The sequence below is a fragment of the Mesorhizobium sp. WSM2561 genome (assembly GCF_000513915.1).
In the GTDB taxonomy this organism is placed as follows: Bacteria; Pseudomonadota; Alphaproteobacteria; order Rhizobiales; family Rhizobiaceae; genus Mesorhizobium; species Mesorhizobium muleiense.
The window spans coordinates 113,058-137,256 of record NZ_AZUX01000019.1; the positions used below are offsets into that span (position 1 = coordinate 113,058).

Below are 24,199 nucleotides of genomic sequence, written 5' to 3' on the forward strand. Positions count from 1 at the left end.
TCCCTCCCCACAAGGGGGAGGGAAGCTTTTCGTCGCACTATCACAGCTGAACCCATCAAAGCTTTCGCCACAGGAAGAGGAGCCGGCATTGCCAGTCCCCCTCCCCCCTGTGGGGAGGGGTTAGGGGTGGGGGTACAGCGCCGACGTCTCACTCCACAATCACCGCTGTCTCCAGCACCGCGTGGAACAGCACATCGGCGCCGGCCGCCGCCCATTCCTTGGTGATTTCCTCGGCCTCGTTGTGCGACAGCCCGTCGACGCAGGGGCACATCACCATTGCCGTCGGCGCGACGCGGTTGATCCAGCAGGCGTCGTGGCCGGCGCCGGAGACGATGTTGCGATGCGTATAACCCAGGCGCTCGACCGCATCCCGCACAGCCTTGACGCAGCCCGGATCGAAAGTCACCGGATCGAAATGGCCGACCTGGTCGATCTGATATTTGATGTCGAGCGCTTCGCAGATCGTGTCGATGCCTTCGCGGATGCGCCCGTCCATGGCGTCGAGCACTTCCTTTTCCGGCGAGCGGATGTCGATGGTGAACATGGTGCGGCCAGCGATGATGTTGCGCGAGTTCGGATAGACCTCCATGTGGCCGACCGCGCCGACGGCGTCGGGCTGGTAGTCCATGGCGATCTCGTGCACCAGTTCGATCACCCGCGCCATGCCGAGCCCGGCATTGCGGCGCTTCGGCATCGGCGTCGAGCCGGTATGCGCCTCCTTGCCGGTCAGCGTCACCTGCAGCCATTTCAATCCCTGGCCATGGGTGACGACGCCGATGTCGATGCCCTCGTCCTCGAGGATCGGGCCCTGCTCGATATGCAGCTCGAAGAAGGCGTGGATCTTGCGCTCACCGACTTTCTCGCTGCCTTTCCAGCCGATGCGTTCGAGCTCCTCGCCGAATTTCTTGCCGTCCTTGTCGACATGTTCGTACACGTCGGCCTGGTCGAGGACGCCGGCGAATACGCCGGATGCCATCATCGCCGGCGCAAAACGCGCGCCTTCCTCGTTGGTCCAGTTGGTGACGACGATCGGATGTTTTGTCTTGATGCCGAGCTCGTTGAGCGAGCGCACGATCTCCAGGCCGCCGAGCACGCCAAGCACGCCGTCATACTTGCCGCCGGTCGGCTGGGTGTCGAGATGGCTGCCGACATAGACCGGCGGCAGATCGGGCTCGGTGCCCTCGCGGCGGGCAAACATCGTGCCCATCTCGTCGAGGCCCATTTCAAGTCCCGCCGCCTCGCACCAGCGCTTGAACAGCTGCCGCCCCTCGCCGTCCGCATCGGTTAACGTCTGGCGATTGTTGCCGCCGGCAACGCCGGGGCCGATCTTCGCCATCTCCATTATCGAATCCCACAAACGGTCTGAATCGATTCGCAGATTCTCGCCCGGAGCGGCCATTTTCTAAAACCTCATCGATGGCGCAGCGTCCCCCAGGGAAAGCTGCGCCGCGTTTCTCAATCCACCGCCCTCAGCACTTCACGCACATGGTCGATCAATTCGTTGATCTGGCCCTTGGTGATGATCAGCGGCGGCGACAGCGCGATGATGTCGCCGGTGGTGCGGATCAGCGCGCCGCGCTCGAACGCTTTCACAAAAGCCGAGAAGGCACGCTTGGTCGGACTGCCGGGGATGGGCGCCAGCTCGATCGCGCCGATCAGGCCGATGTTTCTGATGTCGATGACGTTCGGCTCGCCCTTCAGCGAATGCAGCGCGTCTTCCCAATACGGCGCCAGTTCCTGGCCGCGGGTCAGCAGGCCCTCTTCCTTATAGGTGTCGAGCGTGCCCAGCGCCGCCGCACAGGCGATCGGATTGCCCGAATAGGTGTAGCCGTGGAAGAACTCGATCATATGCTCGGGGCCGGTCATGAAGGCGTCGTGGATTTCCTTCTTGACGAACACCGCGCCCATCGGAATTACGCCGTTGGAGACACCCTTGGCGGTGGTCATGATATCGGGCGTGACGCCGAAATAGTCGGCGGCAAACGGCGTGCCGAGACGGCCGAAGCCGGTGATGACCTCGTCGAAGATCAAAAGGATGCCGTGCCTGGTGCAAATCTCGCGCAGCCTCTCGAGATAGCCCTTCGGCGGCAGGATGACGCCGGTGGAACCCGCCACCGGCTCGACGATGACGGCCGCGATGGTCGAGGCGTCGTGCAGCGCGACGATGCGCTCCAACTCGTTGGCCAATTCCGCGCCATGCTCGGGCACGCCCTTGGTGAACGAATTCTTCTCGGGCAGGTGGGTGTGCGGCATGTGGTCGACGCCGCCGAGCAGCGTGCCGAACATCTTGCGGTTGGTGACGATGCCGCCGACCGAGATGCCGCCGAAATTGACGCCGTGATAGCCGCGCTCGCGGCCGATCAGGCGGGTGCGCGAGCCCTCGCCTCTGGCGCGGTGATAGGCGATCGCCATCTTCAGCGCGGTCTCGACCGATTCCGATCCGGAATTGGTGAAGAACACGTGGTCCATGCCCTCCGGCGCCAGGTCGACCAAACGGTTCGCCAATTCGAAGACGATCGGGTGACCCATCTGGAACGCCGGCGCATAGTCGAGCTCGGCGGCCTGGCTCTGGATCGCCTCGGTGATCTTCGGCCGGCAGTGGCCGGCATTGACGCACCACAGGCCGGCAGTGCCGTCTAAAACCGTGCGACCGTCGCTCGTCGTGTAATGCATGTCCTTGGCGGACACCATCATGCGCGGCGCCTGCTTGAACTGCCGGTTTGCCGTGAACGGCATCCAGAATGCGCTGAGATCGTTCGGCGTGACTTTCAGCCGGTTGGACATGACCAAGACTTCCCCTTGTAACCTGTTTCGGTGCGGCTAACGCTTGGTCTTCCCGACACTTGGTCTCTGCTGCGTTTTCGTGCTACGCAAATTTTGACCGATTGGACAAACGTTAGCACCGCCCTGTCGGCGGTCAAGGGATTACTAGCGGAAATGCGGCAGCTGAGGCGCGCTCCACAGGCCGGAGAAAAACTGGTCCAGAGAATTGGTCCAGACGGCTCTCCAAGCCATGGTATGCCGCGGTGACGGCCGACATGGAAATTCCCGCCCCTCGCCGCACCCGCATCCAGCAGGAAAAGCGCGAGCTGATCCTGGAGGCGGCGCTCGAGGTGTTCTCGACCAGCGGCTTTCGCGGTTCGACCATCGACCAGATCGCCGAAGCCGCCGGCATGTCGAAGCCGAACCTGCTCTACTATTTCCGCCGCAAGGAGGATATCCACGAGACGCTGATGCAGCGGCTTCTCGATACCTGGCTGGCGCCGCTGCGCGAACTCGACGACATCGGCGATCCATTGACCGAATTGCGCAGCTATATCAGGCGCAAGCTCGAAATGGCGCGCGATTTCCCCAGGGAAAGCCGCCTGTTCGCCAACGAGATCCTGCAGGGCGCGCCGCGCATCATCCCGATGCTGGAAGGCGAGCTGAAGACGTTGGTCGATGAGAAGGCCGCCGTCATCAAGGGTTGGATGCGCGCCGGCAAGATCGCGCCCACCGACCCCTGGCACCTGATCTTCTCGATCTGGGCGACGACGCAGCACTATGCCGATTTCGACGTTCAGGTCCGCGCCGTGCTCGGCCCCGACCGCGGCGGCGACGGCCGCTTCGAGGATGCTGCAACGTTTCTTGAGCAATTGTTCATCGACGGGCTGAAGCCGAAGAGCTGACGCTTCAGCAATAGGGTTTGACAGGTTGAGACCGTTTGCCAGAGGCTGCGGCGGCTGCCTCCGCGAGGCGGCCACCAAACCGTCAAAGCGGCTGCGCTGCCAGCGCCAGGAATCCTCCAGTCAGCGCCACGTTGCCGACAAAGCCGTTGATGCGCGACGCGCGCTCGGGCCCCTGATGATCCCAGAAATTGTGGAACATCGGCGTGGCTACGATCAGGAACAGCACCAGGCACAGAGCCGCGGCAGCGGTCCAGACACCTGATATCACCAGCGCTCCGGAAACGATTTGCAGGACGATCCCCAGCCACAGCGCCAGCCGCGCCTGTGGCACGCCTCGCGTCGTCATCAGCTGGGTCAGGAAGCCTGCATTCTGGATGTTGCGCAGGCCGGCAAAGACAAAGGCGCCGCCAAGCAGCAGGCGTGCGGCAACCAGAATCTCATTCTCAAAATTCAACAACATGGTCTTGATCCCAAAGCAAAAAGAGACGCGCGGCGTTAAGGCCGCGCACCCGGTTTCGTCCGCTCAGGCGGCCTTGGCCGCCGCTACCGGATGAATGGCGTGGAAGGGCACGCAGAGCCGGTTCCAGGTGTTGATCATGCCGATCGCGACGGACAGCTTGACCAATTCCTCTTCCGAGAAGTGTTCAAGCGTGCGAGCGTAGAGATCGTCCGGCACGCCGCTGTCGGCGATCTTCGTCACCACGTCGGTCCAGGCGAAGGCAGCGCGTTCGCGCTCGGAAAACAGCGGCGATTCCTTCCAGGCGGAGACGAGATAGAGCCGCTGCTCGGTCTCGCCATCACGGCGCGCCTCGCGGCTGTGCATCTCAACGCAGTACGAGCAGCCATTGATCTGCGACGCCCGCAGCTTGACCAGATGCAGCAGGCCTTCCTCGAGCCCGCATTCGTCGACCGCCTTGTTGAGCGCCGACACCGCCTTCATGATTTCCGGCGCCGCGCCGAAGAATTGCAGCCGCTGTTTCATCGTCTTTTTTGCCTTTCACGCTTGCTTGGTTGAACTGGATTTCTGCGGTCGTTGATGGCGCTCGACGAAGGCGCAGTTGGCGGCGACCGAACGGGGATCGGCATCGCTCACGTATTCCGCCACGATGTCGGACAGCCGGGCCTCGGCAAGAGCGGCGCGATAGGCGCGCTCGGCCTTCAGCATCGCGACGCTGATGCCGCAAGGTTTGACATAGGCCGAGGCATCGAGCCTGGCCGGCCCGCGCTGACGGATTTCGCCGCAACGGAAGGCCGGTTCGCGTCCTTCGACGGCGAGCACGATGTCGAGCAGCGTTATGCGCTCCGCCGGCCGCGCCAGCCGGTAACCGCCCGACGGCCCGGGCACCGATTCCAGGATGCCCGACGCCGTCAGCGCGTTGAGATGCTTGAGCAGATAGCTTGGCGACAGGCCGAACGCTTCCGCCATGGCAGCACCCGGCATGGTCGCCGCGCCTTCCACGCCGGCAAGCATGGCGGCGCAGTGGATGGCCGCTTCAACGCCCTCGCCCAGCTTCATTTTTCTGAGTCCCAATTCATGGATATATCTTATCGTGGATAATTTTTATCCGCAATAGGAATATCCGGGCCTACGGTTCCTTTTCAAAGGGTTGAGCTGCCCCTCATTGCCCTGCCCGTCCTCCGCAGCAGCTGCGGAGGGTGGACCGGGCATTTCTCCCCGTGAAACGGGGAGAAAGACGCCGGCATCGACGTTTTCGCCAATCTCCAGCGTTGCAGAATAGAGAGCCAAGGCCGCGGCCAGCGGGCTTCTCCCCGTTCACGGGGAGAAGGTGCCGGCAGGCGGATGAGAGGCAGCGCCAACCTCGAGGATTCAACCGGACGAAACCGATCTGGCGCTTCGACCAAACTTACTCCGCGGCCACCTTGGCCATCGGGTTGTTTGGATGCGTCGTCCAGTTGGCGTAGACCGGCGACACCGGTCTGCCGGTGCGCTGGTCGATGACGCCGGCTGCCAGCGGCTCCATGGTGATGCAGTTCTCGACAGGGCAGACATTGACGCAGAGGTTGCAGCCGACGCATTCGGCCTCGATCACCTCGAAATGCCGCTTGCCATCCACCATGCTGGTGATCGCCTGGTGCGAGGTGTCCTCGCAGGCGATGTGGCAGCGGCCGCATTTGATGCAGGCCTCCTGGTCGATATGCGCCTTGGCGACGTAATTAAGGTTGAGATATTGCCAGTCGGTGACGTTGGGCGTGGCGCGGCCGACGATATCGTCGAGCGAGGCATGGCCCTTCTCGTCCATCCAGTTTTCGAGGCCGGCGATCATCTCCTGCACGATCTTGAAGCCATAAGTCATCGCCGCCGTGCACACCTGCACATTGCCGGCGCCGAGCGCCATGAATTCGGCAGCGTCGCGCCAGGTGGTGATGCCGCCGATGCCGGAGATCGGCAGGCCGTGCGTTTCCGGATCGCGGGCGATCTCGGCGACCATGTTCATGGCGATCGGCTTCACCGCCGGGCCGCAATAGCCGCCATGCGAGCCCTTGCCGTCGATCGTCGGCTCCGGTGCGAAACTATCGAGATTGACGCCGGTGATCGAATTGATGGTGTTGATCAGCGACACCGCGTCGGTGCCGCCGGCAAGGGCGGCACGCGCCGGCTTGCGTATATCGGTGATGTTCGGCGTCAGCTTGGTGATGACAGGCATGCGGGTGTTGGCCTTGCACCAGCGCACTACCATTTCGATGTATTCCGGCACCTGGCCGACGGCGGCACCCATGCCGCGTTCCGACATGCCGTGCGGGCAGCCGAAATTAAGCTCGATGCCATCGGCCCCGGTCTCCTCGACCACCGGCAGGATCGCCTTCCACGCATGCTCCTCGCAAGGCACCATCAGCGAGACGACGATGGCGTGGTCGGGCCAGTCCATCTTGACCTGCTTGATCTCGCGCAGATTGACCTGCAAATCGCGGTCGGTGATCAGCTCGATATTGTTCAAGCCGAGCAGGCGGCGGTCGGCGCCCCAGATCGCGCCGTAACGCGGACCGTTGACATTGACCACCGGCGGACCCTCCTCGCCGAGCGTCTTCCAGACAACGCCGCCCCAGCCCGCCCTGAAGGCGCGGATGACATTGTAGGCCTTGTCGGTCGGCGGCGCCGAGGCCAGCCAGAACGGATTCGGCGATTTGATGCCGACGAAATTGTTTCTGATATCTGCCATGCTCATGCCCTCCCGTTCGAGGTCAGTGCCCGGTGGATCGATTCGGCCGCGTCGCGCCCTTGCGCGACGGCCGAGACGGTGAGGTCGTCGCCGCCATAGATGCAGTCGCCGCCGGCCCATACGTCTGGCAGCGAGGTGCGGCCTTCGGCGTCGACCTTGATGCGGCCGGCTTCCAGCGCCAGCAAGGCGCCGCTGCCGTTGAGCGCAGCCGGGACAAAGCTCTGGCCGATCGCCTTGAACACCTGGTCGGCGGTGAGCGTCAGCCGCTCGCCGGTGCCGACGAGCTTGTCGCCTTGCATCGCCGTATATTCGAGCTCGATGGCGCTGACCTTGCCGCCTTCGGCAATGACCCGTTTCGGCTGCAGCCAGTGACGGATGATGACGCCGTTGGCTGCAGCCAGGTCCTGCTCGAATTCCGAGGCGTTCATGTGCTCCTGGCCGCGCCGGTAGCAGATCGTCACCTCTTCGGCGCCGAGCAGCTTTGATTGCACCGCCGCGTCGATCGCCGTCATGCCGCCGCCGATGACGACGACACGCCGGCCGACCGGCAGGCTGGCAAGATCGCTGGCCTGGCGAAGCTCCGCAATGAACTCCACCGCATTGGTGACGCCTTGCGCGTCCTCACCGTCGGCGCGCAGCGCGTTGACGCCGCCAAGCCCCATGCCGAGGAACACCGCATCGTAATTCCTGGTCAGGTCCGACAGCTGGTAATCGCGGCCAAGCGCCTTGCCGTTCTGGATGTCGATGCCGCCGATCGAAATGACATAGTCGACCTCGGCCTGGGCAAAATTGTCGATGCTCTTGTAAGCGGCGATGCCGTATTCATTGAGACCGCCGGCTTTCGGGCGCGCCTCGAGGATGGTCACGTCGTGACCGTGGCGGGCGAGCCGATGGGCGGCGGCAAGCCCGGCCGGTCCGGCGCCGACCACGGCGACCGTCTTGCCGGTCGGAGCGGCGCGCGCATAGAACTGCTTGTTCTCAGCCATCGCGAAATCGGTGGCATAACGCTGCAGGCGGCCGATCTGCACCGGCTTGCCTTCCGCCACTTCGCGCACGCAGACCTCTTCGCACAGCGTCTCGGTCGGGCAGACGCGGGCGCACATGCCGCCCAAAATGTTCTGGTCGAAAATCGTTCTGGCCGAGCCGATCGGATTGCCGGTCGAGATCTGGCGGATGAACAGCGGGATGTCGATCGAGGTCGGGCATGCGTTCATGCACGGCGCGTCGTAGCAGAAATAGCAGCGATCGGACTCGACCAGCGCCTCGTGATGATCGAGCGGCGGATGCAGGTCGGAAAAATTATCGGCATATTGCTCGAGCGAAAGCCGCCCGCCGGCAATGCCCTGCTTGAAATGACCAGTCGCCATTCCGCTTCCCCATTCCTTGTTGTTTTGCGGAAGGCTAGCACGTTTTGTTTTTTTATCAATTGGTCAATTTTCGACGCAAGCCGCTGAAAAGCCACGACATAAACATGATATCTATACTCATGTTTTCTATATTGGGCTTGGCTGTCGGAATTCCGTCGCGAAGATCGTCCTAGATGGATCACGCATGATCGCTGACTGGAAACCCAAGGAGCACGACAATGCCAATGTCCCCGATGTCCTTCTTCTGGTACGAGCTGATGACCACCGATCTCGACGCTGCCGAAGCGTTCTACACCGCCGTGGTCGGCTGGAAGGCGCAGCCCTTCGACGGCGCGCCCGGCATGCCGCGCTATATCGTGATGAATGTCGGCGAGCGCGGCGTCGGCGGGCTGATGACGCAGCCGGACGAAGTGCGCCAGACGGGCATGCCGCCGGCCTGGATCGGTTACATCCACACCGGGGATGTCGATGCTTCGACGAAATCGCTGAAGGAGGCCGGCGGTACGGTTCACCGCGAACCCGATGACATTCCGGGCGTCGGCCGCTTTGCCGTCGTCGCCGATCCGCAAGGCGCGGTGTTCAATTTCCTGCAGCCGATTGGCCCTGACCAGCCGCCGTTGCCGGCTACTACTCCCGGCAATATCGGCTGGCATGAACTCTACACGACCGACTGGCGGGCGGCGTTCGATTTCTATGCCGGGCAATTCGGCTGGACCAAGGGCGACGCCATGGATATGGGGCCGATGGGCACCTACCAGCTGTTTGCCGCCGGCGGCGAACCTGTCGGCGGCATGATGAACAAGTCCGAGCAGGTTCCGGTGCCGGTCTGGCAGTTCTATTTCAACGTTCCCGCAATCGACGCGGCGGCCAAGCGCGTCACCGATAATGGCGGCACGATCCTGATAGGACCGATGGAGGTCCCCGGCGGCGGCTGGATCGTGATGTGCACGGACCCGCAGGGTGCTCATTTCGCGCTAACGGCGCCGGTGCGGTAGCTGGGCCGGCGTCATGCTTGTCGAGGTGGGCGATCCTTCGCGCCCCCCTCTGTCCTGCCGGACAGAGGGGGGCGCTGTCCCGCCGGCCCCGCGCAATGGCAGCGCCCTCACCCGCGCATCCGCACGAGATTCGCGTCGAACAGCGGCGTCGGCTGCACCCGGGCGGTGTAGCGCTTGCCCAGGAGCTCGATCTCGAAACCATCGGCCTCGTCGGCGATCTCCTTCGGCACATAGCCCATCGCCACCGACGTCTTCGAATGATGTGCGTAGCCGCCTGACGTGACCCAGCCGCGCACGGCGCCGTCGAACCAGATCGGCTCGTCGCCGATGACGTCGGCGTCTGCCGCATCGACGACAAAGGCGCGCAGCCGCAGCTTGCCGCCTTGCTGGCGCTCGGCCAGTGCCGCCTGCTTGCCGATGAAATCGGTTTCTTTCCCGTAGGCGACGAAACGGTCGAGCCCGGCCTCCAGCGGACCATAGATCGGCCGGTATTCGCGCGCCCACGAGCCGTAATTCTTCTCCAGCCGCAGCGCGTTGAGCGCGCGAGCGCCGAACAGGCCGATGCCGAAGTCTTCGCCGGCCGTCATCAGGGTCTGGTACGCGGCACGCTGATATTCCGGCGCCACCCAAATCTCGTAGCCGAGGTCGCCGGTGTAGCTGACGCGGCCAACCAAGCATGGCGCCATGCCGATATCTATCCTGGCCACAGCCATGAACGGGAACGCCGCATTCGACACGTCCGCCCGCGTAGCCTTTGCCAGCACGTCCCGCGCCCTCGGTCCGGCAATCGACAGGCCCGTCAATCTCGCCCCCAGCGCCTCGATATGGACCGAGCCATCTTGCGGCAGATGCGCCTCGAACCAGCGCATGTGATACTGCTCGGCAATGCCGGAGCCGGCGAGGAACCAGCCCTCCCCGTTGGAATTGGGGCCGCCGAGATTGGCCAGCGAAAAGTCACCGATCAGCCTGCCGTCTTCCTTCAGCATCGGGGCCAAGGTCATGCGGCCGGGCTTTGGCAGCCTGCAGGCAAGCAGGCGATCGAGCCAGGCCGCCGCGCCCGCGCCCGTCACCCGGTATTTGGCGAAGGACGAGATTTCCGACAGGCCGACATTTGTCCGCACCGTCTTCACCTCATTTGCGACATGCTCGAAATCGCTCGAGCGCCGCCACGAGAACTCGTCCCTTACGCCTTCGGGCGCATACCACAGCGGCACTTCCAGCCCATAGGCCACACCCCACTGCGCGCCCTTGGCCGACAAAAGGTCGTAGACCGGCGTTGTCTTGAGCGGCCGCCCGGCAGGCAGCTCCTCATTGGGGAAGCGGATAGAAAAACGCCGCGAATAATTCTCGCGCACCTTGACGTTGGTGTAGGCCATCGTTGCCCAGTCGCCGTAGCGCGAGACATCCATCGCCCAGATGTCGGTGCCGGGATCGCCCTCGATCATCCAGTTCGACAGCGCCAGGCCAACACCGCCGCCCTGCGAAAACCCCGCCATGACGCCGCAGGCGACCCAGAAGCCCGGCAGGCCGCGCACCGGGCCGACCAACGGGTTGCCGTCGGGCGCGAAGGTGAAGGGGCCGTTGATGATCTGCTTGATGCCGGTGTTCTGGAAGGCCGGGAAATGCCGGAACCCGACTTCCAATGACGGCGCGATACGGTCGATGTCGGGCTCCAGCAGCTCGTGGCCGAAATTCCACGGTGTCTGAAGCTCGGACCATGGCTTGTTGGCCTTCTCATAGGTGCCCATCAGCATGCCGCCGCGCTCCTGCCGCAGATAGAGCTCGCCGTCGAAATCGACCGCGTGGATGATCTCGGTGCCGGTCTTCTGGTTCCAGGCGGCGACCTCCGGCATGTCCTCGGTGATCAGGTACATGTGCTCCATGGCCAGCACCGGCAGTTCGAGACCAACCATGCGGCCGACCTCGCGCGCCCACAGGCCGCCGGCGTTGACGACATGCTCGGCCACCACCTCACCCTTGTTGGCGATGACGCGCCACAGCCCGTCGGCGCGGCGCACGATATCCTCGACCTTGGTGAAGCGCTCAACCTCGGCGCCAAGTTTTCTGGCCGCCTTGGCATAGGCGTGGGTGACGCCGGACGGGTCGAGATGACCGTCCTCCTTGTTGCGCACCGCGCCGACGAACTGCTTCGGGTCGAGCAGCGGCATCAACTCGGCCGCCTCATCAGGCGAGATCTCCTCGAGGTCGATGCCGAGATAGCGGCCCTTGGCGACAACGCCGCGCAGCCAGTCGAGCCGCGCCTCGGTCGCCGCCAAAAGCACGCCACCGGTCAGATGCACGCCGGTCGCCTGGCCGGACAGTTCCTCGATCTCCTTGTAGAGCGAGATCGTGTACTTCTGCAGCTTGGCGACGTTGGGATCGCCATTGATCGTATGCATGCCGCCGGCTGCGTGCCAGGTCGAGCCGGAAGTCAGCTCGTCGCGCTCCAGAAGCACAATGTCGGTCCAGCCGTGACGGGCGAGATGGAACAGCACGGAACAGCCGACGACGCCTCCGCCAATGACCACGACCTTCGCATGCGATTTCATGGGTTTTTCTCGTTATTTCAGGAAGTTGGAGGGGTGAGATGAATCGGGGCGGGAGGAGCCAAGCCACCCCTCGCAGGCGCACAACGTAGCGTCACGGCTCGCCCTGCCCGATCGCTTCCTTGCGCCTGGCCACATACGCCTCCAGCGCCTCGCGCACCGCAATATCCATCGTCGGCTCGACATGATCCTCCAGCGCCTTCTTCCACAGCCGCGTCGCCCGCGCCGTGGCGTCTAGCCCGCCGGCCTCCTGCCAGGCCTCGTAGTTCTGCCAATTGGAGAGCATCGGCTGGTAGAAGGCGGTGGCATAGCGCTCCAGCGTGTGCGGCTCGCCGAAGAAATGGCCGCCGGTCGGCACCGCACCCAGCGCCTCGACGGCGAGTTCCGCCTCGTTGACTTCGATCGGGCGCAAGAACTCCATCATGTGCTGGATCATCTCGACGTCGATGATGAACTTTTCGAACGACGCGGTCAGCCCGCCCTCCTGCCAGCCGGCTGCGTGGTAGACGAGATTGCCGTGGCCGAGCACCGCGCCCCAAAGCGCCATCAGCGTCTCATAGGCGCCTTGCGCGTCGGCGGCGTTGGAGGCCGAGCCCGGCGTTGTCCGGTAGGGCAGTCCATAGCGCCGCGCCAACTGGCCGGAGGCGATGTTGGCCTTGGTGTTCTCCGGCGTGCCAAAGGCCGGGGCACCGGACTTCATGTCGACATTGGAGGTGAAGGCGCCATACATGACCGGGGCGCCAGGGCGGACAAGCTGCGTCAAGATCACGCCGAACAGCGCCTCGGCGTTCTGTTGCGCCAGCGCGCCGGCAAGCGTCACCGGGCTCATCGCCCCCATCAGCGTGAACGGCGTCACCGCGACCGACTGGCCGAACTCGGCCATGGTCATCAGCCCTTCGGCCATCATCTCGTCGAAGCGGCGCGGCGAGTTGACCGAGATGATGGTGGTGACGCCGGGATCGTCGCACATCTGGTCGAGGCTCAAGCCCCGCAAAATCGCCATCATTTCGATGCCATCCAGCGCCCTGCCGCGGCCGATCGCCGAGACGTGAAAACTCTTGTCGGTCAGCGTCAGATTGGCGAAATAGGTGTCGAGGTGGCGTGAATTGGCCGGCAGTTCCACCGGTGCGCAGACCTGATTGCCGAGCATGTGGATGCAGTTGAAATGCTGCGCCAGCCGGGTGAGGTCGCAATAGTCGCGCAAATTGCCGGCGCGCCGGCCGCGTTCCATGTCATGCACGTTCGGCGGTCCGCCGACGAGCGTAAAATTGATGGTGTTGCCGCCGAGATGGACTGTGTGGGCCGGATTGCGCGGCGTCAGCGTATAGCTGGACCGCGTCGTCTTCAGTGCCTCGTCGACCATGCCGCGGTCGATGCGGACAGTCATCGACGCATGATCGACCTTGGCGCCGGCGGTCTCGAATAGCGAAAGCGCCCGCGGGCTCATCACCTCGATGCCGAAATTCTCCAGAATGTGCATCGACGCTTGGTGGATCGCCTCGATCTGGTCGGCCGAGAGCATCGCCATCGGCGGATAGGGATTTGTCACGCGGCGCAACGGCAGTTGCGGGATGGCGGCCGGTCCCCTGTTGCTGGTTCGCTCGGCGCCGCGCTTGCGTCTCGGTTCGTTCATGCGGCGCATCAAAGCGCCGGCACGACGATCGGGCTGTCAGAAATCCGCCACCTGCGGGCGTGATTTTAGCCAAGGCGGCATTTTGGAATTTTCATGCCGACAAAAGCGACGGAAAACGTCGGAATATCTAACCTCGCTGTGTCCCGGCCAAAGCGGCCGATCAGCCGTTAAGGAACGCTGCAAGATTCCCTTTATGATTCCGGCCTAATCCTCTTCCAATGGGTAGGCCGAGTTTTCGTAAAATTGTAGCTGTTGCCGTGCTGCTGGCGCTGTCGGCCTGCGCCACGCCGCCGAGCCGTATCAACGATGTCTGCGCCGTCTTCGACCAGAATGACGGCTGGTTCGACAACTGGCAGGCGGCGGCCGAACGCGCCGAACGGAAGCACGGCGTGCCGGTTCCCGTGCTGATGGCGACAGTGCGCAAGGAATCCGGCTTCAAGAGCAACGCCAGGCCGCCGCGCAAGAAGCTGCTCGGCTTCATTCCCTGGAAACGCGTCTCCAGCGCCACCGGCTTCTCGCAGGCGCTCGACGGCACCTGGGCGCAATATCAGAGCGAGACCGGCAGCTGGGCGGCGCGCCGCACCAGCTTCGCCGATGCCGTCGATTTCGTCGGCTGGTATCATTCCAAGACATCAGACACGCTCGGCGTCGCCCGCAACGACACCTACAATCTCTATCTGGCCTATTATCTCGGCTGGACGGCCTATGGCCGCGGCAACCGCGGCGATGCCGGCGTGCAGCGCTATGCGCGGGCCACCGAGCAGATGGCTAGGGACTACGCCGCGCAGCTACGCCAATGCGCGCGTTGATGGCGCCACGGATCTAATCGTCCGTCAGCTTCGGCCTCTTGCCGTGCGGACGCTGCGGCGGAGCGCCGGCAAAGCCCGGACCGATGCCCTGCGGCGCGTCGTCGGGCACGCCTTCATTGGCGGCATGCTCCTTGTCAAACTTGATCACCGGCTCCATTTTCGCCAGCACGTCGTCGGCAAGCCAGCACAGGCTCATATGGCCGTCGCCGAGATGCTTGACCGGCGGCACCTGGGTCTCGCAAAGGTTGTCCGGCACCAGCTTCTTGTAGCCGCAGCGGGTCTGGAACGGGCAGCCGGTTGGCGGGTTCATCGCCGACGGGATGTCGCCTTCAAGCACGATGTGCTTCTTGATCACGCTGGTGTCGGCGATCGGGATCGCCGACAGCAGCGCCTCGGTATAGGGATGATAGGGCGGCGAAAAGATCTGGTCGGTCGTGCCCTGCTCGACGATATAGCCGAGATACATGACGACGACGCGGTCGGCGATGTAGCGCACCACCGACAGATCGTGGCTGATGAACAGCATCGTCGTCTTGTTCTTGCGCTGGATGTCCATCAACAGCTCGGTCACCGCCGCCTGCACCGACACGTCGAGCGCCGAGACCGGCTCGTCGGCCACCACCACCTTGGCGTCGCCGGCAAAAGCCCGCGCCACGCCGATGCGCTGTTTCTGGCCGCCTGAAAGCTGGCGCGGCTTGCGGGTCTCGAACGCCCGCGGCAGCTTCACCAGGTCGAGCAATTCCAGCATGCGCTGGCGGCGATCGGCGACGGTGTTGCCGACGTTGAACTTTTCCAGTGTGCGGATGATCTGCGAGCCAACCGAGTGGCTGGGATTGAGCGTGTCGAACGGATTCTGGAACACCATCTGGATCGAAGACACCGTCTCGACGCTGCGCTTCTCGACGCCGGTCGACTCGATCCGCTGGTTGCCGAGCGTCACAGTGCCGGAGCTTGCCGTCTCCAGCCCGAGCAGCACCTTGGCCAGCGTCGACTTTCCGCAGCCGGACTCGCCGACAATGGCGACGGTCTCGGATTCGCGCGCCATGAAGGAGATCGTCTCGTTGGCCTTGACGACGCGGCCCTCGCTCGAGCCGAACACCTCGCTGCCGCCGACCTTGTAGTATTTTTTGAGATCCTCGATCTTGAGCACCGGCGCGCCGGGCTCGACGCGCTCGTTGACCTTCTTGGCGCCGGGCGGCAGCGCCTCCCAGTCGATCTCGTTGAAGCGCACGCAACGCGAAAAATGGCCTTCATGGCCGTCGACCGCGATCATCGGGATCTCGGCGGCGTTGCAGACGCCCTCGACGAAATGGTGGCAGCGGGGGCCGAAATTGCAGCCCTTCGGCCGCTCGTGCGGCAGCGGCAATTGGCCCGGGATTGAGATCAGAGGCCGCGAATTCTTGTCGGCGCCGGGCAGCGGGATCGAGCGGAACAGGCCTTGCGTGTAGGGATGGCGCATCCGGTCGAAGACGTCCTTGATCTTGCCGGTCTCCACCGCTTCGCCCGAATACATCACCGTGATGCGGTCACAGGTTTCCAGGATCAGGCCGAGATTGTGCGACACGAAGATCATCGAGGTGCCGAACTTCTCGCCAAGTCCCTTGACCAGGTCGACGATGCCGGCTTCGACCGTCACGTCGAGCGCCGTCGTCGGCTCGTCGAGCAGCAGCAGCGCCGGCTTCGACAGCAGCGCCATGGCGATGACGATGCGCTGTTGCTGGCCGCCGGAAAGCTGGTGCGGAAAGGAGCGCATCATGCGCTCGGGATCGGGCAGCCTGACCGAGCGCACCATTTCCAGCGCGCGTCGATAAGCCTCTTCCTTCGACACCTTGTCGTGGATCAGCGGCACTTCCATCAGTTGCTGGCCGACCTTCATCGCCGGGTTCAGGCTGGCCATCGGCTCCTGGTAGATCATCGCGATCTTGTTGCCGCGGATGGCGCGCAGTTCCTCGTCGGACAACTCGCCCATGTCCTTGCCCTGGAACTTTATCCGGCCGCCGACGATCTTTCCGATGTTGGAGAGGTCGCGCATGATGCCGAGCGACACGGTCGACTTGCCGCAACCGGATTCGCCGACGATGCCCATCGCTTCGCCAGGCATGACCGTGCAGGAGAAGTCCATGACGGCCGGTATCTCGCCCTTGCGGGTGAAGAAGGAGATCGACAGGTTCTCGATCTCGATGATCGGCCCATTGTTCGGCCCATTGGTCGGCTCGGCGGGATTTCGAACTGCCTCATTCATGGGTCGCTCCAATCCTGTTCTTTCAGCATATCGGGTCGAGAACCGTCCATCAATCTTTCATCGATTGCTCACGCAGCGAGTCGGCCAGCAGATTAAGGCCCAGCACGAACGACATCAGCGCGATCGTCGGCGGCAGCGCCGGATGGATGAAGGAGCGCAGCAGCCGGCTGGCATCCTTGATCGCGGTGCCCCAGTCCGGGCTCTCGGGCGCCAGCCCCAGGCCGAAATAGCCGAGCGTGCCGAGCAGGATCGTGGTGTAGCCGATACGCAGGCAAGCATCGACGATCAGCGGCCCGCGCGCATTGGGAAGTATCTCCCACAGCATGATGTACCAGGGCGATTCACCGCGCGTCTGCGCCGCCGCCACATAGTCGCGCGTTTTGATGTCCATGACCAGGCCGCGCACGATGCGGAACACGCCGGGGCTGGAGGCGAACACCACCGCCACGAAGATGTTGAGCTGGTTGGGATCGATATGGATGATCCTGAACGGATCGGCATCGAAGACCAGGCCGGCATAGACCCAGCCGCCAATGATCAGCGTCAGCCCCAGGAGGATGTAAAGGCGGTCGGGCCGTTTCTTGTAGCGCGTCCAGAACAGCACGCTGAAGAAGATGATCGGGAACATGAAGAACAGGCCGGCCATCGCATAGGGGATCGGTGTCTCCATGATGCCCGGCGTCACCAGAAGGTAGAACAGGAGGATCACCGGGAAGGCGAGCACCAGATTGGCGAGGAAGGACAGCACCGTATCGATCCTGCCGCCATAATAGCCGGCCGGCAGACCGAGCGTGATGCCGACCATCAGCGCAAACCCGGTCGCCGCCGGCGCGATGATCAGCACGATCTGGCTGCCGTAGACCATGCGGCTGAACACGTCGCGGGCAAGCTTGTCGCCGCCGAACAGGTAGACAAGTCCCGATTGCGGCTCGACCGCGCCCGGCAGCGCGTCCTTCATGATCGGGATCTGGGCAAGCGGATTGAAGGGCGAGACGGTTGACGCGAAGATCGCCGTGAACAGCCAGAACAGGCAGATGCCGACGCCGACGATGCCGACGCTGCTGTCGAAGAGCTGACCGTAGAGGCCAAGCCTCTTCTTGTAGGCGAAGCTCGCCCCCATCACCAGGACGAGAGCGATCCAGACCGGCCAGAAACGCGCAAGCACGCCAAGCACCACATTGAAGGCGCCGATATATTCAAGCTGCATCCGCTCGATCCCCTATTGAACTCTGATACGCGGATTGAGAAACGCGTAGCCGACATCGGAAATGAGCTGCGTGATCAGGACGATGAACACCGAGACCAGGGAGCAGCCGAGCAAAAGATCGATATCGTTGTTGCCGGCCGCCTCGACCAGCGTGTAGCCAAACCCCTGGTAGCGGAACATCACCTCGACAATGACGACGCCGGTGAGCAGCCAGGGAAATTGCAGCATGATGACGGTGAATGGCGCGATCAGCGCGTTGCGCAGCGCGTGCTTGACCACGACGCTGCCGAAGGAGAGGCCCTTCAACCGGGCGGTGCGGATATATTGCTGCGTCATCACCTCGACCATCGAGGCGCGGGTCATGCGGGCGATATAGCCGATGCCATAGATCGCCAGTGTCATCACAGGCAGCGTGAAGTTGTAGAAGGTGATGCCCCGGCTGGCCGAAGCCGCCGAACCGTTCAGCAGGCCGAGCCATGAGGCGAAGATGACGGTGAAAATGACGCCCGACACATATTCGGGCGTCGCCGTCGAGGCGATCGAGGCGACCGACAATGTCCGGTCGGTTCGCGAGCCTTCGCGCATGCCGGCGAGTATGCCGATCAGCAGCGAAATCGGCACCATCACCACAAGCACCCAGAACATCAGGATTCCGGTAGCACCAAGCGCTGGGAAAAGCTTCGACGCGACCGTCGTCTTGAACTTGGTCGAGCAGCCGAAGTCACCCTGCAGCACGCCGGAGAATGTCGGCTCGACAGGATCGTTGCAGAAGGAAAAACGTCGCGCGGGTTTGCCCGTTGCCGGGTCTGTGACCGGCTGTTTGGGCACGATACCCAGCCATTGGCCATAGCGGGAGAAGAAATTCTGGCGGTAGCCATGGTTGACCAGCCAGCTTTCGAGCTGCTCGGCCGAGGTGTGCATTTCGGTCTGGCTGATTGCCAGCTTTTTCAGATTGGGATCGAGATTGATCAGGAAGAACACGACCATCGTCAGGCACAGCATCGTCAATGCCATGGTGCCGAGGCGTCGAAGGATGAAAGAAAGCATGGCGGTCCCCTGCCGGTCTGGTTGGGGTTGAGGCCGGCTCGGAGCCAGCTCAGCCGCTATCGGCAGAGCTGGCTGTCAAACGGACCCTCAGAATGCGATCAACCCTGTCTTATTGCACGCCCCTTTCCGAAGAGTCCGCGCTTTTTTTGCTGCGCCGACCTGCGGATGTGGGATCATGCAAGGCGTGGGTGGAAGGGGCGAACCGCCCCTTCCACGATCGATCCGATCAGGCCTCCTCGTCGAGCCAGACCTTGCCGTAGTCGCGCTCGAAGGTCGGGTGCATGGCGTAGTTCTTAACGGCAGCGACCGAATGGCTGTAGAGCTTGCGCCAGTAGGGCTGGATGATGATGCCGGAATCCTGCAGGATCTGCTCGATGTCCTTCATCATTTCCTTGCGCTTGGCGGGGTCGGCAACGGCGAGCGCCGCGTTGAGCTTGGCATCCCACTCGGGATTCGACCAGCCCGTCTCGTTCCAGGCTTCACCGGTGCGATAGCCGATCGCCAGAACCTGGACGCCGAGCGGCCGCATGTTCCAGTTGGTCATCGACAGCGGGTATTTGGTCCAGTCGTTCCAGAAGGTCGAACCCGGCAGCACCGTACGCTTGACCTTGATGCCGGCGTCGCGCATCTGCGCGGCGATCGTATCGCCGGTATTCTTGTGCCAGTCTTCGTCGACCGTGATCAGCTCGTGCTCGAAGTCGGCCTGACCGGCTTCCGCCATCAGCGCCTTCGCCTTGGCCGGATCGCGGGCAATCTTCGCCAGCTCGAAATATTCCGGATGGATCGGCGAGACATGGTGGTTTTCGGCGACAGTGCCGGCATTGCCACCGCCCAGCTGGAGCACGACAGCGTTGTCGACCGCGAGCTGCAGGGCGTTGCGGACCTTCTGATCGTCGTAAGGCTTGTTGGTCACATTGGTGCGGCAGACGATCGTCGAAGCGGTGACGACCTCGGACTTGACCAGGTCGACACCGTCGAGGATCGACACATAGTCGGCCGACGTCTCGAAGTTGGTATGGACCTCGCCGGATTCGAAGGCGCTGACCGTGGCCGCCGGATCGGTGCCGTAGTCGATGAACTCGATGCCGTCGAGAAAGACCTCGCCGTCCCACCACTTGTTGTCTTCGCGGCGCTTGTAGACGACTTTCTGGCCGACATCGTAGGAGACCAGTTCAAATGGGCCGGTGCCGATCGGGCAGGCTTTGAAATCGCCGCCCTTTTCGTCGAAGGTCTTGTGGACGACGAGACCGGGATAGTCGCACACGTTGGGGATGAGCGCGATATCCGGCGTGCTGAGCGTCAGCTTGATCGTGTGATCGTCGACCTTGGTGACGGCGCTCTCATCCAGCTTGTCGTCCTTGACCAGCGAGCCGAGGCGACCGGGCATGGAATTGCCTTCGGCTTTCTTGTCGCCCCAACGCTTGAAGTTGAAGATGACGTCGTCGGCGGTGAACGGATCGCCGTTGTTCCAGGTGACGCCCTTGCGCACATGCAGGGTGTATTCGGTGGCGTCGTCGTTGACGTCCCAGCTCTCGAGCAGGTAGGGGCGGAACGTGTATTCGTTTGTGTACTTGACCAGCGGCTCGAGCGCCTGGCGCTCGGCATTGGCGATTTCCGACCAGTCTGCCTTGCGCGGATCCTTCGGATCCTTGATCCACATAGCGACCTTCAGTATGCCGCCCTTCTTGCCCTGCACGTCCTGCGCTCTCGCCGGCGTCGGGTCGGCGAGGCCGAGCATGCCATAGGCCATCGCCGTGGACGCGCCGAAGACACTGGCCAAAGCGAGAAACTCGCGGCGATCGACACGTCCCGCCCTGGCTTCCTCGGCCATTGCATGGATGTGATCGGGAACGCGGTCGCCATTACTCTTGTAGATTGTCATCGAGAACTCCCATTGTTGGCTTTCTGCCTTTTACCATTCCGCATCCGGGCCGTGATGTCAAAAACGGCACGGATTGGGAACATGCCAAGGAATGTGCAACTTTGGAAGGGAAGCAGTTCGCGTGATAACGACAGTCTTGGCGCAAAATTGCTATTGCCCGGCAGATTTCGTTCGAATCTCCGGCATCGATCAAACTGAGACATTCACTGCCGCGCCGCACGTCCCGTCGGGCGCGCAACGGACGCTGTAGCAGTTTGATTTTGCGCCGAAATCGATTTCGATTCTCGGTCATGCGCGAAGCTTTGCACCGCGCCACCCCGATCCCGGATGAGTGCCGATACGGCGACGAGGGCTGTCGGACTGCCGGACCATTTCGCGCAGGCCGGCTTCAGTACTCGCGTTCGTAGAAAATGCCACCCTTGGCTTCGCCGGCATCGGTGGCTTCGCCGCGCAATTTGACGCCGCGGCCGACGTCGAGATCGATCGCCGCCTTGCCCGAACCGGGCTTGTCGCCCTTCTGGATCGTCACATAGGTGCGGTCGTTGAGATATTTGCCGGCCGAGACCGCGGTGCCGCCCTCCTCGTCGGTGACGACGTCGAGATCGTCGACGCCGATCGCGCTGCGCAGGTTCTGGAGCAGCGAGGTCGAGCCGCCGATGCCGGCCAGTTGCGCGGCGGCTTCGGCAAGCTGGGCGATCTGCAGCGGCGACAGGTTCGACATCGAGCGGCCGAAAATCAGTTGCGCCAGGACCTCGTCTTCCGGCAGCGCCGGCACCGACGAGAAGTTGAATTTCGGATTGGTCGCCTCGCCCGACACCACGATGGTGACGGTGGTGCTGCTCGTCGTCGATGTCGCCGTGAGATTGAGATAAGGCACCAGCGACCCCGAAAAGCCGACCGTGCCTTCGGTGAAGGTCAGCCGCTTGGCCAGGATCGACAGCCGACCGCGCTGCAAGTCAAAGGTGCCGACCGCTTGCGGCGACGATGCCGGGCCGGTCAGCCGCAGCGAACCGCCAAGCTCGGCATCGACGCCCCTGCCCTGGATGAAGATCTGGCTGGGCGCGTTGACCGTGACATCGAGGTTGAGGCCGCCGCCACCGCTGCTGCTGCTCGCCGTCGCCGGGCGCAACGCCTTGTCCTGCGCGCGCACGGCGGCCGGTGCGTTCTTGTGCCTGATGTTGAGCGCCGCCAGCGAGCCCGGCAGCTTTTCGGGAACGGTGATGACGGTCTTGGCCAGGTTGATCGTGCCCGAGATCACCGGCGCCGATGCGAGTGGCCCCTTGATGGTCAGGTCGCCACCGAGATTGGCGGTGACCACCCTGCCGTCGGTGTAGCGGCCGTCGACGAGCTTGACCGACAGGTCGGCCGGAAAGCCTTGCGCCGGATTGATGCCGACCGTGCCGCTGGCCGACAGGCTGCCGCGCGTCGACAAATTGCCGGTCAGGCGGTTGATCCTGGCGACGCCATCGCCGATCGCCACATCGGCGGTGATGTCGTTGATTGCAAGTCCCGAGCGGGCATCGATCAGGCGGGCACCTGACGTGCGGACCGTGCCTGTGATCACCGGCGCCGTCGCCGGGCCGCGCACCTTCAGATTGACGTCGGCCGTGCCGCTCAACGACAGGCCTTGTGCGGCCAGTGTCCGGGTCAGGAAGGCGAACGGCACCTTGCCGGAAAAGTCGAGATCGAGCGTCGGCGTGCCTGATGTCGTCATCGTGCCGCCGCCCTTGAGGCCGAGACCGGCGGCATCGCTCATGTTGGCCTCGAAGGTCAGTCGGTTGCCGGAAAACGTGCCGGAGGACGAAACGCCCATGCCGCCGAAACCGGCGCCGCGGGTCTGCGACGTCTGGATGCCTGCGGCGTCGACCTTGAAGGCGACGGCCGGATTGGCCGGCGCGCCCGTCACCTTCACCGTGCCCGAGATCGTGCCGGCGGCATCGAGGCCGGGCGAGAAACTGTTGGCGAGCGACATCGGCACCCGCGCCAGCGTCGCGTTGAGATTGAGCGCCTCCCCGACCTTGCCCGAAACCGTCGCCGTGCCGCCGCCGAGGTTGAGTGCGAGCCTGTCCAGGCTGGTGGTGCCGTTGGCGATGGTGATGGTCGAGGTCTGGGCGATCGCCGCCTTGACGCCGCGCATCGTCGCCTGACCGGAGGCGAGCTCGACCGTCGTCGTGCCATTGGCGACCCTGACCCGGCCGGCTGCCTCGGCCGGAATGTCCTTGACGGTTGCGCCGCCGGAAAAGCCGGTCCAGTCGCCGTCGCGGGTCAGATCGACATCGATGCCGCGAATGACGGTGCCGCCGGAGGTGACGCTGTCGGCACGGATTTTTCCGGAGATCACCGGTGCCGCGAGATAATTGGCGATCGATGCATCGATGGTCACCGTCTTCGCCGAAACATCGCCGCGTCTAATCGAAGCGGTCGAAGCCTTGACGGTGACGCCAGGCGCATTGCCGGCCTTCGAGAAGACGATCGTGCCGCGGATGTCGCCTTCCGCCTTTTCCAGCGCAAGCGCTGCCAGCGGTCCGATGTCAGGCAGGTCGAGCGCCACGGTGCCTTCGGGCACGAACGCCTCGTCAAGCGCCAGGTCGCCTGATATCCGGTTCTTGCCGAGCGACAGCAAAAGCCCGTCGATGGCGCGCTTGCCGTCTGACGTCGCCAGCACGGCGCTGCCCTGCAGGGGCTGGCCCGCGACATTTCCGGTCAATTGGACATTGGCCGCCGGGTTGGCGGCATCGGCCTTGCCGGTGGCGGTGAGGCTCAACCCGGTGATCTCGCGTTCGGCAACCGAAAGCCGGTCGCTGTTGACCGTCAGCGACAGGTCGGGCGCGGTGCTGGCGCCTTGCGCGTTCAGCGCGAAGGTGATGGCGCCGTTGGCGTCCCCTGACAGAAGCGAGATGTCGGCCAGCGCGCCCTTGATGTCGACGGTGAGCTTGTTGTCGGCAAGGCTGGCCTGCCCGTCGGCAGTCAGCGCGCCGGACACCAGCCTGATCGCGTTGGCGGTGACATCGCCATTGGCGTCGCGCTTCAGCGCGGCACTGAGTTCCGTCCGCTGCGCGAGCAGGCCGCGCGCTGCCCCCGGCAGCGCCGCGGAAACGGCGTCGGTCTTGAGGTTGAGGTCGATGGCGCCGTCGGCCAGCGAGATCTTTCCATTGAAGCCGGTGTTCAGCGCGTCGCTCGTCACCGACCCGCTGTCGATGACAATGCCGTCGGTCGCCAGGCTGCCGGCGACTTGTGCCGTGATCTTGCCGGCGATCAGCGGCGCTATGGTCGGATTGTCCAGGCCGATCTTGTTTGCCGTCACCGTGCCAGAGACCGGCCCCGTCCGGCTCTTCACGTCGAAAGCGTCCGAGTGCAATGCCAGCGTGAGCCCCTCGACATCGCTGAATTTCGTGGCGACCGAAGTCAGAACAGCGGAAATGTCGAGCTGCGGCTGCGTGCCTTGCCCTGCAGCCTTTACCGAAAGCGCCCGCAGCTCGAGCTTGATCGGGCTTTCGGTGCTGCCGAGCGCCAGCGGCAGGCTCGGGCCGGTCGAGGCCAGGTCGAGCGAAAAATCGCTGGCGCCGTTCGGATTGATGGTGCCGGCAGCCTTGCCGGAAATTTTGTCCCCGGCAAGCGTCGCGT

At 63.6% G+C, this 24,199-nt stretch carries 17 protein-coding genes; 3 read left to right on the forward strand and 14 right to left on the reverse strand.

The window, feature by feature from the left end; all coding sequences use genetic code 11:
* Positions 1-148: 148 nt before the first annotated feature.
* Positions 149-1,399: a Zn-dependent hydrolase gene (locus M727_RS0117920; protein WP_027153833.1), complete on the reverse strand. Its 1,251-nt coding sequence runs from the start codon at positions 1,397-1,399 to the stop codon at positions 149-151.
* A gap of 56 nt (positions 1,400-1,455) precedes the next feature.
* Entirely contained in the window at positions 1,456-2,784 is a 1,329-nt protein-coding gene (locus M727_RS0117925) for an aspartate aminotransferase family protein (protein ID WP_027153834.1), read from the reverse strand.
* 254 nt (positions 2,785-3,038) lie between these two features.
* Here M727_RS0117925 and M727_RS0117930 point away from each other — a divergent pair, with 254 nt between their 5' ends.
* Complete coding sequence (locus tag M727_RS0117930; RefSeq protein ID WP_027153835.1) at positions 3,039-3,668, forward strand: TetR family transcriptional regulator C-terminal domain-containing protein; 630 nt, start codon at positions 3,039-3,041, stop codon at positions 3,666-3,668.
* Positions 3,669-3,750: 82 nt separating this feature from the next.
* Here M727_RS0117930 and M727_RS0117935 read toward each other — a convergent pair whose 3' ends face one another.
* From M727_RS0117935 to M727_RS0117955, 5 genes are all read right to left on the reverse strand, one after another.
* Positions 3,751-4,128 (reverse strand): DoxX family protein, encoded by a 378-nt coding sequence (locus M727_RS0117935; protein WP_027153836.1) that lies wholly within the window; start codon positions 4,126-4,128, stop codon positions 3,751-3,753.
* Positions 4,129-4,191: 63 nt separating this feature from the next.
* Entirely contained in the window at positions 4,192-4,650 is a 459-nt protein-coding gene (locus M727_RS0117940) for a carboxymuconolactone decarboxylase family protein (RefSeq protein ID WP_027153837.1), read from the reverse strand.
* Between the two features lie 15 nt (positions 4,651-4,665).
* The gene (locus M727_RS0117945) at positions 4,666-5,184 is read right to left on the reverse strand and encodes an Rrf2 family transcriptional regulator (protein ID WP_027153838.1); all 519 of its coding nucleotides are present in this window, start codon (positions 5,182-5,184) and stop codon (positions 4,666-4,668) included.
* Positions 5,185-5,533: 349 nt separating this feature from the next.
* Positions 5,534-6,847: an NAD-dependent dihydropyrimidine dehydrogenase subunit PreA gene (gene preA / locus M727_RS0117950; protein WP_027153839.1), complete on the reverse strand. Its 1,314-nt coding sequence runs from the start codon at positions 6,845-6,847 to the stop codon at positions 5,534-5,536.
* A 2-nt stretch (positions 6,848-6,849) separates the two neighbouring features.
* Entirely contained in the window at positions 6,850-8,214 is a 1,365-nt protein-coding gene (locus M727_RS0117955; protein WP_027153840.1) for an NAD(P)-dependent oxidoreductase, read from the reverse strand.
* A 218-nt stretch (positions 8,215-8,432) separates the two neighbouring features.
* On the opposite strand from M727_RS0117955, the gene M727_RS0117960 reads away from it, so the two are divergent.
* Positions 8,433-9,209, forward strand: a complete 777-nt coding sequence (locus M727_RS0117960; RefSeq protein ID WP_027153841.1) for a VOC family protein — start codon at positions 8,433-8,435, stop codon at positions 9,207-9,209.
* 107 nt (positions 9,210-9,316) lie between these two features.
* On the opposite strand, the gene M727_RS0117965 is transcribed toward M727_RS0117960, so the two are convergent.
* Complete coding sequence (locus M727_RS0117965) at positions 9,317-11,758, reverse strand: FAD-dependent oxidoreductase (protein ID WP_027153842.1); 2,442 nt, start codon at positions 11,756-11,758, stop codon at positions 9,317-9,319.
* Between the two features lie 91 nt (positions 11,759-11,849).
* Positions 11,850-13,388, reverse strand: a complete 1,539-nt coding sequence (locus tag M727_RS0117970) for a trimethylamine methyltransferase family protein (RefSeq protein ID WP_027153843.1) — start codon at positions 13,386-13,388, stop codon at positions 11,850-11,852.
* Between the two features lie 218 nt (positions 13,389-13,606).
* Between M727_RS0117970 and M727_RS0117975 the strand changes: the two genes are divergently transcribed.
* Positions 13,607-14,197, forward strand: a complete 591-nt coding sequence (locus M727_RS0117975) for a membrane protein (RefSeq protein ID WP_027153844.1) — start codon at positions 13,607-13,609, stop codon at positions 14,195-14,197.
* Between the two features lie 13 nt (positions 14,198-14,210).
* Here M727_RS0117975 and M727_RS0117980 read toward each other — a convergent pair whose 3' ends face one another.
* The 5 genes from M727_RS0117980 to M727_RS0118000 form a co-directional block, all read right to left on the reverse strand.
* The gene (locus M727_RS0117980; protein WP_027153845.1) at positions 14,211-16,439 is read right to left on the reverse strand and encodes an ABC transporter ATP-binding protein; all 2,229 of its coding nucleotides are present in this window, start codon (positions 16,437-16,439) and stop codon (positions 14,211-14,213) included.
* A 49-nt stretch (positions 16,440-16,488) separates the two neighbouring features.
* On the reverse strand, positions 16,489-17,646 hold the full coding sequence (locus M727_RS0117985; protein WP_027153846.1) for an ABC transporter permease: 1,158 nt from the start codon (positions 17,644-17,646) through the stop codon (positions 16,489-16,491).
* Between the two features lie 12 nt (positions 17,647-17,658).
* Complete coding sequence (locus M727_RS0117990; RefSeq protein WP_027153847.1) at positions 17,659-18,693, reverse strand: ABC transporter permease; 1,035 nt, start codon at positions 18,691-18,693, stop codon at positions 17,659-17,661.
* A gap of 226 nt (positions 18,694-18,919) precedes the next feature.
* A complete protein-coding gene (locus M727_RS0117995) occupies positions 18,920-20,575 on the reverse strand; it encodes an ABC transporter substrate-binding protein (RefSeq protein ID WP_027153848.1) in 1,656 nt (551 codons plus the stop codon).
* A 388-nt stretch (positions 20,576-20,963) separates the two neighbouring features.
* Positions 20,964-24,199, reverse strand: a 3,236-nt coding sequence (locus M727_RS0118000) for a translocation/assembly module TamB domain-containing protein (protein WP_027153849.1), incomplete at its 5' end; no start/stop codon positions are given.